This is a genomic window from Massilimicrobiota sp. An134 (genome assembly GCF_002160815.1).
Classification (GTDB): domain Bacteria; phylum Bacillota_I; class Bacilli_A; order Erysipelotrichales; family Coprobacillaceae; genus Allocoprobacillus; species Allocoprobacillus merdigallinarum.
Genome location: NZ_NFLH01000048.1, coordinates 1 through 12,972, shown reverse-complemented (window position 1 = coordinate 12,972; position 12,972 = coordinate 1). Strand labels below are relative to the sequence as shown.

The following is a 12,972-nucleotide window of genomic DNA, read 5'->3' as shown; positions in this document are numbered from 1 at the left end:
TCAGGAGTAGAGAGATCAATCATAAGAACACCACCTAAGATGATTATACAATACAAAAAAGCGATAATCATCAAAGATGATTAATCGCCATGGACAAAATTTATTTTGTCCTTTTTTTAATCTTTATGTTCTTCTCTTTTTAACATTTCTTCATAACTGAACATACAGCCACAATAATTTTGACGATACATTCCATATTCTTTAGTCATTTGTGTTGATTTTAAATAACCATTATTTTTCTTAAAATCAGCATATAAGAATTTGGGTGATTCACTTTGCCATTGATCTCCAATCTCATTAATCCATTGACTATTTTTATGTGGTGATACACTTAAAACAGTTGTCCAATAATCATAATGATTGATTTTTGCATAATCAAATGTTTTACGCATTCTCAAGCTATAACAAAGACGACATCTTACACTTCCTTCTGGATAATCTTTTAAAGGATAAAGATGAGAAATCCATTCACTATTATTATAAGGGTCTTCAATGACTTGAATGTTTTGATTGAAATCATGATTAAATCTTTCAATAAAAGATAATAATTCATGGAAACGTCTTTGATATTCATCAGATGGATAAATGTTGGAATTGGAATAATAGATTGTGATTTCAAAATGTTCGCATAATTCTTTAATCACATTGCTAGAACATGGTCCACAACAGACATGAAGTAATAATGTTGGTTTCTGATTGCCAATTTTTTGAAGTTCTTCCTGTAATTTAAGATCATAATTGATTTTCATTATTGAATAAACATACAATCACCAAATGAGAAGAAACGATATTTTTCTTCCACAGCATGATGATAAGCTTTCATAATATAATCTTTATCAGCAAATGCACTCACAAGCATCACTAATGTTGATTTAGGAAGATGGAAATTGGTAATCAAAGCATCAATAGCTTCAAACTGATAACCTGGATAAATAAAGATATCAGTACTTTCCTGTGTAGCTTGAAATTTTCCATATTTTTTAAAGTTGGCTTCAAGTGTTCTTGTTGAAGTTGTTCCAACACTGATAATGCGTTGTCCATTGGCTTTGGCTTGATTAAGCTTTTGAGCAGTGTCTTCATCAATCATATAAAATTCACTATGCATATGATGTTCTAATACATCATCAACCTTCACTGGTCTAAAAGTGCCTAGACCTACATGTAAAGTGACATCTAGGATTTCAACACCTTTGTCTTGAACTTTCTTTAAAATATCTTCAGTAAAATGTAAACCAGCGGTAGGTGCGGCGGCACTACCTTCGACTTTGGCATAAACAGTCTGATAACGATGAGGATCATCAAGCTTTTCCTTGATATAAGGAGGAAGTGGCATTGTGCCAAGATGATCTAAGACTTCATAGAAAATGCCTTCATACATCATTTGAAAATGACGAATACCTTCTTCTCCAATATGTACACATTTGGCTTTTAAAGAACCATCTCCAAAAGTAATGACAGTATCCATTTTCACAATACGTGCATTTCCCACAAGACATTCCCATACATCTTCACCTAAATCTTTAAGAAGCAAGACTTCAACATGACCACCAGTTTCTTCTTTTATTCCATAAAGTCTGGCAGGAATGACTTTTGTATTGTTTCTTACTAAAATATCCCCAGCATGTAGATAGTCTAAAATATCATAAAAATGCTTGTCTTCAATCGTTTTTGTTTTTCTATCTAAGACCATTAAACGTGAAGTATCTCTTTTTTGTAGAGGAGTTTGCGCAATCAATTCCTCTGGTAAATCATAATCAAATTCACTAATTTTCATTTAAAACGCCCTTTCATAAACATCTCTACCATAACTATTTAAAAATTCTTCTTTAAAATCTAATAAACGATCTTCCTGAATGGCTTTTCTTATATCTTCACTTAATTGAAGTAAGAAAGCAACATTATGAATAGATAATAAACTTTTTCCAAATAATTCATCACATTTATGTAAATGTCTTAAATAAGCACGTGTATAGTTTTGACATGTATAACAATGACATTTGTCATCAATAGGCGTAAAGTCATATTTATATTTTTCATTATTGATATTCATACGTCCATGATGTGTCATTAATGCTCCATGTCTTGCAACTCTTGTTGGTAAAACACAGTCAAACATATCAATACCACGAATAGCCCCTTCAATTAAATCAATAGGATTCCCAACACCCATTAAGTAACGTGGTTTATCCTGAGGGAGCCATTTCACTGCATCATCAATCATTTTATACATGACATCCTTAGGTTCACCAACACTTGTTCCTCCTATAGAATAGCCAGGGAAATCCATTTTCACTAATTCTTTAGCTGACAGTTCTCTTAAATCTTCAAATTCTCCACCTTGTACAATCCCAAATAAAGCCTGATCTTTTCTTTTATGAGCATCTTTACCACGTTTTGCCCAACGCAGAGTTCTTTCCACACTTTTTTTCATATATTCATGTGTTGAAGGATATGGAGCACATTCATCAAAGCTCATGATAATATCAGCACCTAAATCATTTTGAATTTGAATAGATTTTTCAGGAGATAAAAATAATTTCTTTCCATCAACAATACTTTTAAAAGTCACGCCTTCTTCTTCAATCTTTCTTGTCTTTCCTAAAGAGAAGACTTGAAAACCTCCACTATCAGTTAAAATAGGACCATCATAATTCATAAATTTATGTAATCCACCAGCCATTTTAACAACATCTTCACCAGGTCTTAACCATAAATGATAAGTGTTTGCTAAAATGACTTGAGAATGCATTTCTTTTAATTGTTCTGGAGAAATACCTTTCACTGTAGCAAGTGTTCCTACTGGCATAAACATAGGTGTTTCAACATCGCCATGTGGTGTATGTAAAATCCCATATCTTGCACCAGATTGTTTACAAACATGTTTTAATTCATACCAAAAACCTTCCATTTTTTCACCTCTTTTTTAGCATACTCATTATACATGAAAGGATGTATAAGTTCAAATTTTATTGATTGAAATTCTATGAAAAAGAAAAGAGTATGTTAAAATAAAGATAAGGGATGTGACTGTTATGGAGTATGTTTGGATAGTGGTATTGTTGTTATTGGGGATTGCTATGGTAGGAAGACCTGATCTGTTATGGAAAATAGAACATTTCTGGGATGTGAAGAATGGAGAACCTTCAGAGTTGTATATCGCTTTGATGCGTGTTATGGGAACGTTTTGTATTATTGGTTCTATTATATTTTTAATTGCTCTTTTTATTTAAAATCATTCGATCATCTATATGTCAATATAATATGACTAAATCTAGATTTAGTATAAATGGTTCATGAGATATATGTATTGAATTTATGATAGTTTTACAAAAGAAAAGGATAGTATCAGAAGTTTAGAAAACTGAAAATATGAAGCTTTATGAACTCAATAATATAGTCAATATTGATTTGGAAAGTAGCCATAAATAGGTGGCTTTTTGTTTATGAACAGCTTTGTTGGTATTTTGGATTACCATTACACATAAAAGGGTGTATAAGTTTAAATGTTAAAAAAGCTAGAGTTGTATTTTTTATAATATTATCAAATAAAGGGTTGAGAAAATATGGATATACAAATATATAAGAAGAAGTATTGCATAGTTATAGGTGTTATTTTACTTGTTTTAATGGGGATAGGTTCTATTTGGGATTATCAGATTTCACAGTTTTTTTATAATTCGTCTAATATTTTTGGTGTTTTTTTGGCTGGCTATGGTCAAATACCTGCCTTGTTATGTATGGCTGCAATTGGAACATTATTATTACGTATGATAGATAAGGATAAGAAAATAAAGACGATGCTATATTGTTGTTTGTCACTACTTTTTAATTTTATTGCTGTTATAGGGATCACAATAGGAGCTTTATTATATATTTCTAGAATGACAACATTATTAAGCTTAGTGATAGCTATTGGCATTGTAGGAATTGTTGATGTATTGATTTATCGACTTAGTAGCCATGCATCTCAGGATACAATAAAAAAGATAGTGATTTTTATTTTATTAATAGTTTTAATTGAAGTTTTTGTTGTTAATATTGTGAAAATGACATGGGAACGCCCCCGTATGCGAATGATTAGTAGTCGTCATGATGTCAGTTTTCAGCCTTGGTGGGTTATAGGAAATACAATGAAAGATCAGCTGATGGCTTTAGGTGTAGCAGGTGAAGAATTTAAATCCTTTCCATCTGGACATACAGCGAATGCGGCTTGTGCGATGTTGTTATGTGTATTGCCTTTGCTTAATAGAAAATTAAAAGGAAAAGAAAATTTATTATTTTTTATAGGGGTTTGCTTTACTTTTTTGGTTGCATTATCAAGAATCATTATGGGAGCTCATTTTTTAACAGATGTTGTGACTGGAATGGCAATAAGTCTTGTGATACAAATGATTATGGCTCGAGTCATATTCAAAAATTATAGCAAGGATAAGGTTGATTGTAATGGTGACATAGGAATAAGATATAAATAAAAAAGAGGATTTTCAATTCATCCTCTAATCAAAAGTAACATATTCATTTTTTAATGGTGGAATGACTTTTAAGTCATCCACTTTTAATAAACAGAAATTTCCGTTGATATCTGGATCATACTGAACATCAATTGTTCCAGTGACTTCAACCCATTCATTAGGAATCAGTTGTTTAGCCGCAGGGTGTTCACAGACCATACCAATTAAAGACGTATCTTCTTCACAACAAACCATAGCTAAACGTCCTAATACAAAGCCATCTTCTAATTGTTTATCACGACCGATGAATTTTCCTCTGAGAGTGACTTTCTTATGATCATATTTATCGGGGTGATCTAGGGCATCCATGCAGAAAAGACCAAAATCATGGTCTAAAACATTGATATAATCCTGTTGAATATCAAATGGTAATTCATCATCTTCTAGAGTGTTGACAGTGCCATCTTCTTTTTCATAAATAATCTGACATGTAGAATTAATGGCTTTAATATTATTTCTTAAGAATGATTTTTTAATAGAATCATCAATTCTATTAAAAATCAACAAATCACTATGAACAACATGTTGATATAATAAAGAACGCATGTTTTGAATATACAAAGCAAAAGTCTTGGCGTTGATAGTTGTTAAAACTTGGACAACGTCCCATCCTTTAGGTTTTTCACATTCAATAAGATGATCAACATTAAACATTCCATTCACTTCCATGAGGACTTGAGTTGGATGATATTTGTTTTTAAGTTCGGTTAAAAATTCAAGATTGAATTCATCTTCTTTATGAATATAAACCAAATCACAATTGAATGATTCAATATCTTCCTGATTATATTCTTTTTCACCTTGTTCACTGATAATTAATAAAGTTTTTTCATTATTACAGAAATCTGTTGTTGTAATGGTATCAATAATAAATGAAGATTTTCCGCTATCTAAAAACCCTGTAAATAAATAGATTCTTGTATTCATTATTCTACTCCAAATAATTCATAAATTTTGTCTTCTAATAAATCTTTACCAATGACACAGATACGACCAGTGTAATCAGCACTACCAAAACGAATTTCATATTCTCCAGGTACTAAATCAAAGTGTAACCATTTCTTATCTGGTGTAGGTAAAATACCTTTCGCACGCAAGATATCTCCATATTCATGAGATGAAGATAAAGTCTGAAGAATTTGATCTAACTGTTCCTGTGTATAAGTATGAATTGTTTCTTTTCCTAAACTTGTAAAGACTTCATCAGCATGATGGTGGTGATGATGACCACATCCACATTCATGGTCATGATGATGTCCATGATGACATTCTTCGTTTTCGTGATGATGATGGTGACAACATTCATGATGTTCATCATGATAATGACAATGTTCACCATGTTCATGATGATGTTCGTGATGGTGGCAATGTTCACCGTGTTCGTGATGATGACCACATTCTGGACAAATATCTGCTTCTTTCATTAAGATGTCCTGTAAAGAATTTTTATTTTCCATTGTCTGTAAAATTGTTTCACCACTTAATTCATCCCAAGGTGTTGTGATAATAGAAGCTGTTGTATTCATAGATTTAATGATATCAATAGCTTCCTGAATCTTATCTTGTGGTACATCTTGGGTACGACTTAAAATAATAGTAGAAGCATATTCAATCTGATTATTAAAGAATTCTCCAAAGTTTAGTGAATATGTTTTGCATTTTTTCACATCAATAACACTACAGAAACTATTCAATTGAAGTTCATCACTATGAACATCCCTAACAGCTTTAATGACATCAGAAAGTTTACCAACTCCAGATGGTTCAATGATAATACGATCAGGATGATATTGAGCTACGACTTGTTTTAAAGCTTCACTAAAATCACCAACTAATGAACAGCAAATGCATCCAGAGTTCATTTCTGTAATTTCAATTCCAGCTTCTTTTAAGAAGCTTCCATCTATACCAATTTCACCAAATTCATTTTCAATTAAAACAACTTTTTCATTTCCTAAACAATCCTGAATAAGTTTTTTGATTAATGTTGTTTTCCCAGCTCCTAAAAAACCAGAAATAATATCTACTTTACTCATTTATTCGACCTTCTTTCTTTTTTGTATTATAGCACTCGTATTTTTAACAAGCAAATGAAATAACATACAATTCTCTTGATAAAAAGATTGAATAAGACTATAATTGTTAGCGTACTAATAATTAGTATGCTAATGAAAGGAGGAAAATCATGAAAACACCTTTTTATATGTTAGTTTTTAAAGCTTTTCATGCGCAAAGACAAAAGAATCGAATGAATATGAATGCTTTTCGTTTATCACCCGGTCAACCGAAAGTATTACGATATATTCAAAATCATAAGGATTGTAAATTAAAAGATATCGCAAAAGAATGTGATATTGAAAGTGCTACAGTAAGTAAGATTCTTGATAACTTAGAAGAAAAAGGCATGATTACAAAAGCTATAAATCCTCAAAATAAACGTGCTTATCAACTGAATTTAACAATTGAAGGAGAAAAGGCTTTAGAAAAATGGGACGAACATTGTTTAGAAATAGAACAAATTTCTTTAAAAGGATTCAGTGAAAAAGAGAAGCAACAGTTTCAAGAATATTTATCTCGTATGTATACCAATTTAACAGGAAAAGAGATTTTATAGGAGGGGAAAATATGATTAAACGCTTATGGCCATATGCTAAAAAATATCGAAAATATTTTATTTTGGCATGTGTTTGTATTATGAGTGAAACAGTGTTTGAACTTGTGATTCCTATGTTGATGGCCAATATCATTGATGTAGGGGTTACAAATAAGGATACGAATTATATTGTTATACAAGGTATTCTTATGATGATCTGTGCAGTCATTGCTTATATTTTAGGTGTTTTGTACGCTCGTTTTGCAGCAATTGCTGGACAAGGATTTGGGGCAGAAATTAGAAAAGATGAATTTGAAAAAGTTCAGAATTTTTCATTTGCGAATACTGATCATTTTTCAACATCATCTTTAATCACCCGTTTAACAAGTGATGTTATTATCATTCAAAATGCGATATGTAATGGAATTAGACCATTGGTCAGAGCACCCTTTATGCTTTTATTGGCACTATTTTTTACTTTTACGATCAATGCCAGGCTAGCGTTGATATTCTTAGTTGCGACACCTATTTTAGGTATTGGTTTATTTGTCATTGTGAAAAAGGTAGGACCATTATATAAACTGATGCAATCCAGTGTTGATAATATCAATACCGTCGTTCAAGAGAATTTAAATGCTATGCGAGTTGTCAAATCTTATGTAAGAGAAGGATACGAATCTGAGAAGTTTGAAAAAATGAATGAAGGATTAAAGGAAAACAGTGAAAAAGCATTTCGAACTTCAGTTTGGAATATGCCATTATTTCAATATGTGATGTATCTGACAATTGTTTCTATTCTTTTCTTTGGTGGACGAATGATTTTAAATGGAACAATGCAGGTAGGAGAATTGACTGGATTCTTAAGTTATGTTTTACAGATTTTAAATGCCTTAATGATGATTTCAAATGTCTTTTTAATGTTGACACGTTCTATTGCCAGTTGTGAACGTATTATTGAGGTTTTAGATGAAGTTCCTGATATTCATGATCCACAAAATACATCTTTAACAGTTGAACAGGGTTGTATTGACTTTCAGCATGTTTATTTTAAATATAAGTCTACAGCTAAAGAATATGTTTTAACTGATATTGATTTGCATATTCCTAGTGGTTCAACAATTGGTATTTTGGGAGGAACAGGAGCGGCGAAAACGAGTCTTGTTCAACTGATCCCTAGACTTTATGATGTCAGTGAAGGTAAGGTATTGGTAGATGGTCATAATGTGAAAGATTATTCTGTAGAACATTTAAGAGATAGTGTAGGAATGGTTTTACAGAAGAATACATTATTCAGTGGTACAATTAGAGAAAATCTACTTTGGGGGAATAAAGAAGCCACTGATGAAGATATACAGTGGGCTTGTCATATTGCCTGTGTTGATGAATTTATCAATCAATTTCCTGATGGATATGAAACAGACATGGGACAAGGTGGTGTCAATGTTTCTGGGGGACAGAAACAAAGATTATGTATTGCCAGAGCGTTATTGAAAAGACCAAAGGTATTAATTCTCGATGATTCAACGAGTGCCGTTGATACTGCCACTGAAGCAAGTATTCGAGAAGGTTTGGCCTCTTTAAAAGATACGACAAAAATTATTATAGCTCAAAGAGTATCAAGTGTTCAGCATGCAGATCAGATTGTCATTTTAGAAGATGGACATATTCATGCTGTGGGGACACATGATGAGTTGTTGGCACATGATCACATTTATCAGGATATTTATTATTCTCAATTGGAAGGAGCTGGTTTATAATGGCAAGACAAATAACGAATGCAAAGCCTCAAGATATGGTCAAGACATTAAGTTCCTTTAAAAAGTATATAGGATATCATAAATATGCTTTATCATGTGTTGCTGTATTGGTTGTTTTAAGTACAGGGATTAATCTTTGGGGAACTTTCCAAATTCGTACGATTATTAATCGTTATCTATTGCCTGGGGATTATCAGGGATTAGTTTCGTTTATTATATTTATGATTGTTGTCTATATGATAGGTGCTACTGCGACAGCCATATATAAACAATTGATGGTGCATACTTCTCAAAAGATTGTCAAAGAGATGCGACAGGATTTATTTGACAAGACACAGAAGTTACCAATTCGCTATTTTGATAGTCATACTCATGGTGAAATAATGAGTCATTTTACTAATGATTTGGATACTGTTCAGGATGCATTGAATAACTGTTTTGATAATTTGATTCAAAGTTTTATTATGATTGTTGGAACCTTAGTGCTGATCTTTGTATTAAGCTGGCAATTATCTTTGATTGTTTTTGCTTGTATGTTGATTATGTATTTTTTGATTCAGTATCTGACAAAACGCAGTAAATATTATTTTTCTAAGCAACAGGCTGCTTTAGGAGATTTAAATGGTTTTATTGAAGAGATGGTTGATGGTGTCAAAGTTGTGAAAGTTTTTAATCATGAACAAGATAATATTGAGGAATTTAATCGTCGTAATGAAATCTTACAACAGGCAGCAACGAATGCTTTGACCTATTCAGGACGTACTATTCCTTCTGTTGTGAGTATTTCATATTTGAATTATGCTATTGTTGCCTGTGTTGGCGGATTTTTAACAATCGGTGGTATTATGGATTTAGGAAGTTTATCTTCATATCTGGTTTTTGTCAGACAGACTGCACAACCAGTCAATCAATTTACACAACAATTGAATTTCATTTTAGCAGCTATGGCAGGGGCTGAAAGAATATTTGATATGATGTCAGAAAAACCAGAAATTGATGATGGTCAGGTCACTCTCACAAGAGTGCGTAAACATAAAGATGGTCATTTAAGTGAATGTCAGGAACATACAGGATATTGGGCATGGCGTCATCCTAGACCAGATGGAAGTATTGAGCTTGTCGAATTAAAGGGTGATGTGCGTTTCCATGATGTGGTGTTTGGCTATGAAGAAAATGTTCCAATCTTGAAAAATATTAATTTGTTTGCGAAACCGGGACAAAAAATTGCATTTGTTGGAAGTACAGGAGCAGGAAAAACAACGATAACAAATCTGATTAATCGTTTCTATGATATTCATAGTGGGAGTATTACTTATGATGGTATTGATGTCAAATTAATTAAAAAAGATGATTTAAGACATTCGATTTCTATTGTTTTACAAGATACACATTTATTTACTGGAACGATTGCTGATAATATTCGTTATGGAAAACTGGATGCGACAATGGATGAAGTGATAGAAGCAGCAAAATTGGCTAATGCTCATAGTTTTATCAAACGTTTACCAAATGGTTATGAAACCATGTTGAGTGGGGATGGGGCCAATCTATCACAGGGTCAACGTCAGTTACTAGCCATTGCCAGAGCTGCCATTGCCAATCCACCTGTTTTGATATTGGATGAAGCAACAAGTTCAATTGATACACGTACAGAAAAGTTGATTGAAAAAGGTATGGATCGTTTAATGGAAAATCGAACAGTTTTTGTGATTGCCCATAGATTATCAACGGTCAGAAATTCAGATGCGATTATGGTGTTAGATCATGGTCAAATTATTGAACGTGGTAGTCATGATGAATTGATTGCACAAAAAGGACGTTATTATCAATTATATACAGGACAATTTGAGTTAGAATAAAACCAATGAGACCATAAGCCTCATTGGTTTTTCATCGTCTTTATGGTTTTAATAATTCAACAATACTTCGAATCATAGCACCAGTTGCGCCATCAGGTGTTTTAGCAGTGGCAGCAATATCTAAGTGAATCCATTTGATGCCATCTTCCACAAATTCATTCAACAAGCAGGCTGCCCCGCTGGTTTCTCCACCAAAAGTCATAGGACCATTCTTGAAATCAGCGCTGTTGGATTGGAGTTTTTCAAGGTATTCATCATCCATTGGTAATCGCCATCCCTTTTCATCAGCTGCTTTCATAGCTTGTTCAAATTCTTGATAATAGGCATCATCATTAGCGAAAACACCTGTATAAACATCTCCTAAAGCAGCTACGCATGCTCCTGTAAGAGTCGCTAAATCAATAAGATGACTAGCTCCTAGTCTTTGTGCATATGTGATAGCATCGCATAAGATCAGTCGTCCTTCTGCATCTGTGCTTACGACCTCGACTGTCTTTCCTGATAGTGTTGTGATGACATCCTGTGGTTTATAGGCTTTTCCATTCACCAGATTCTCTGTCACTGGAATGATTCCATAAACATTGGTCTTGGCTTGGATGCCAGCAAGAATCTTCATGATTCCTAAAACATCTGCTCCTCCACACATGTCATACTTCATGCCATAGCTGTTTGATTTCAGGTTGTATCCTCCTGAATCAAATGTGATTCCTTTTCCTATCACGGCTTTATGCGGTGCATTTCCATTATGCGTATACTTCAATACAATCATGTAGGCTGGTATATGACTTCCCTGATTGACGGACAGAATGCCTCCTGCTTTCATTTCCTCTAAGGCACTCTTGTTGAGTATTGTATATTCAATGTTATACGCCTTAGCCAGTTCGACAGCTTCTTTGACCATGTCTTCCGGTGTCATCAGGTTGGATGGTGTATCGGCAAGTCTTCTGGCATAGTTGATGCCTTCTCCATAGATTCTTCCTGTTTCAATATCCTTTTCAACATATCCTGATGATACAATATCCAAATCAGTTATCATTTTCGTATCATGTCCAATCTTGCATTCCTGATACTGGGCAATGATATGTGATTCTACCCATATTCTGACAAAGGCATGCTTGTCAATACCTTCATCAAGATGATCAGTCATCAGCTGAACAGGCTCGTTAATATTTTTTGAGATATTCAAAACTAACTTTCTAAGTCTGGCAGTCGTTAGTTCACTGACATCACCAAGTCCCACAAAAAGAATATAAGGGAAATCATATTTTCCAAGTGTATAGACTTTTGTGGATTGATTGAAGTCTTTATTAATGATTGTGTTGATATCATATCCTAAGGTATCACATATATCATTCAAGACACTTTGATGATGATAGATCGGATAAATCATTATTTTATTGTCTGGTTGTTTTAACTGTTTCATGAAACAATCCTCCTTATGATATATATTTTATCACTATTTCAAGTGAAATGATGATTTTTGTGAAAAAGGCTTATGAGATAGAATGTTCTATCTCATAAGGCCTCTATTCAATAAGTAGAATTGTTGCTTGATATGGAGAAAGTTTTAATTGTTGGTTTTGAATATTGACTTGATCATTGGATAAAAGAACTTGAGCTTTTGAAGATAAAGGAAAATGAGTTTCTTTGTTTTGAAGGTTTTGAATACATAAGATTGTCTGTTGATCATCTTGACGCATATAGGCAATCACATATTCTTCGCTTTCTAATGGAATAAAATCTCCATATACGAGTGTTTGATGATACAAAGTGTTGAATGCCAAATTAAATAAAAAGAAAAATAAAGAAAATAGTCAAAATAAAAGAAAAAGTCTTATCAAAGTGAATGAATAAGAAATAATCACTTTAAATGATAAGACTATTTTAGTATGATAATAGTTGGAAAGGAAAAGGATAAAGCCTCTCACGCCAATGCTAGCCTTTATCCTCTGTTCAAAGAACACTTATATGATAACCTATTACTCAGACACATTCAATCAAAACTTTTCTAAAATGCAAACATTTTATAATGAATGTCTTGAAGATCTTAATATCGCTTCTCTAGAATGTCCATGTCATCATAAAGGACATCTTATCAAGCATGGCTTTTATACGCGCAAAATCAAAACACCAGATGGCATCATTCCCCTTAAAATCCAAAGATTCAAATGTAAGCATTGTCATCATACACATGCATTTTTACTATCTGTCATTATTCCTTATAGTCAAATTCTATTTCATGACACTCTATC

13 protein-coding genes are annotated in these 12,972 nt (G+C 32.7%); 6 read left to right on the top strand and 7 right to left on the bottom strand.

What is annotated here, in order from left to right; all coding sequences use genetic code 11:
• Positions 1–116: 116 nt before the first annotated feature.
• From B5E79_RS12540 to tgt, 3 genes are read right to left on the bottom strand one after another with little or no spacing between them, the layout of a single operon-like run.
• Complete coding sequence (locus tag B5E79_RS12540) at positions 117–749, bottom strand: epoxyqueuosine reductase QueH (protein WP_087298264.1); 633 nt, start codon at positions 747–749, stop codon at positions 117–119.
• Positions 749–1,774 (bottom strand): tRNA preQ1(34) S-adenosylmethionine ribosyltransferase-isomerase QueA, encoded by a 1,026-nt coding sequence (queA, locus tag B5E79_RS12535; protein WP_087298263.1) that lies wholly within the window; start codon positions 1,772–1,774, stop codon positions 749–751. Before queA ends, B5E79_RS12540 begins: the two co-directional genes overlap by 1 nt.
• The gene (gene tgt, locus B5E79_RS12530; protein WP_087298262.1) at positions 1,775–2,908 is read right to left on the bottom strand and encodes a tRNA guanosine(34) transglycosylase Tgt; all 1,134 of its coding nucleotides are present in this window, start codon (positions 2,906–2,908) and stop codon (positions 1,775–1,777) included.
• 124 nt (positions 2,909–3,032) lie between these two features.
• Here tgt and B5E79_RS12525 point away from each other — a divergent pair, with 124 nt between their 5' ends.
• Both B5E79_RS12525 and B5E79_RS12520 read left to right on the top strand, forming a co-directional pair.
• Positions 3,033–3,230 carry a DUF6199 family natural product biosynthesis protein gene (locus B5E79_RS12525; protein ID WP_087244892.1) on the top strand — a complete coding sequence of 66 codons (198 nt, stop codon included), beginning with the start codon at positions 3,033–3,035 and terminating at the stop codon, positions 3,228–3,230.
• A gap of 333 nt (positions 3,231–3,563) precedes the next feature.
• Positions 3,564–4,472: a phosphatase PAP2 family protein gene (locus tag B5E79_RS12520; protein ID WP_224762604.1), complete on the top strand. Its 909-nt coding sequence runs from the start codon at positions 3,564–3,566 to the stop codon at positions 4,470–4,472.
• 24 nt (positions 4,473–4,496) lie between these two features.
• Here the strand turns inward: B5E79_RS12520 and B5E79_RS12515 are convergent, their stop codons facing one another.
• Complete coding sequence (locus tag B5E79_RS12515) at positions 4,497–5,438, bottom strand: TIGR03943 family putative permease subunit (RefSeq protein ID WP_087298261.1); 942 nt, start codon at positions 5,436–5,438, stop codon at positions 4,497–4,499.
• A complete protein-coding gene (locus B5E79_RS12510; protein ID WP_087298260.1) occupies positions 5,438–6,547 on the bottom strand; it encodes a CobW family GTP-binding protein in 1,110 nt (369 codons plus the stop codon). The genes B5E79_RS12515 and B5E79_RS12510 overlap by 1 nt, the downstream gene beginning before the upstream one ends.
• Before the next feature lie 149 nt (positions 6,548–6,696).
• Here B5E79_RS12510 and B5E79_RS12505 point away from each other — a divergent pair, with 149 nt between their 5' ends.
• From B5E79_RS12505 to B5E79_RS12495, 3 genes are read left to right on the top strand one after another with little or no spacing between them, the layout of a single operon-like run.
• Positions 6,697–7,125, top strand: coding sequence for a MarR family winged helix-turn-helix transcriptional regulator (locus B5E79_RS12505; protein WP_087298259.1), 429 nt, complete (start codon positions 6,697–6,699; stop codon positions 7,123–7,125).
• An 11-nt stretch (positions 7,126–7,136) separates the two neighbouring features.
• Complete coding sequence (locus B5E79_RS12500; RefSeq protein ID WP_087298258.1) at positions 7,137–8,861, top strand: ABC transporter ATP-binding protein; 1,725 nt, start codon at positions 7,137–7,139, stop codon at positions 8,859–8,861.
• Positions 8,861–10,720 (top strand): ABC transporter ATP-binding protein, encoded by a 1,860-nt coding sequence (locus tag B5E79_RS12495; protein ID WP_087298257.1) that lies wholly within the window; start codon positions 8,861–8,863, stop codon positions 10,718–10,720. Before B5E79_RS12500 ends, B5E79_RS12495 begins: the two co-directional genes overlap by 1 nt.
• Before the next feature lie 40 nt (positions 10,721–10,760).
• On the opposite strand, the gene B5E79_RS12490 is transcribed toward B5E79_RS12495, so the two are convergent.
• Both B5E79_RS12490 and B5E79_RS12485 read right to left on the bottom strand, forming a co-directional pair.
• Positions 10,761–12,143, bottom strand: a complete 1,383-nt coding sequence (locus tag B5E79_RS12490) for a leucyl aminopeptidase family protein (RefSeq protein ID WP_087298256.1) — start codon at positions 12,141–12,143, stop codon at positions 10,761–10,763.
• A gap of 103 nt (positions 12,144–12,246) precedes the next feature.
• Positions 12,247–12,489, bottom strand: a complete 243-nt coding sequence (locus B5E79_RS12485; protein ID WP_087298255.1) for an alpha-glucosidase C-terminal domain-containing protein — start codon at positions 12,487–12,489, stop codon at positions 12,247–12,249.
• Positions 12,490–12,652: 163 nt separating this feature from the next.
• Here B5E79_RS12485 and B5E79_RS14075 point away from each other — a divergent pair.
• On the top strand, positions 12,653–12,972 hold a 320-nt coding region (locus B5E79_RS14075; RefSeq protein WP_479684573.1), incomplete at its 3' end, for a DUF6431 domain-containing protein.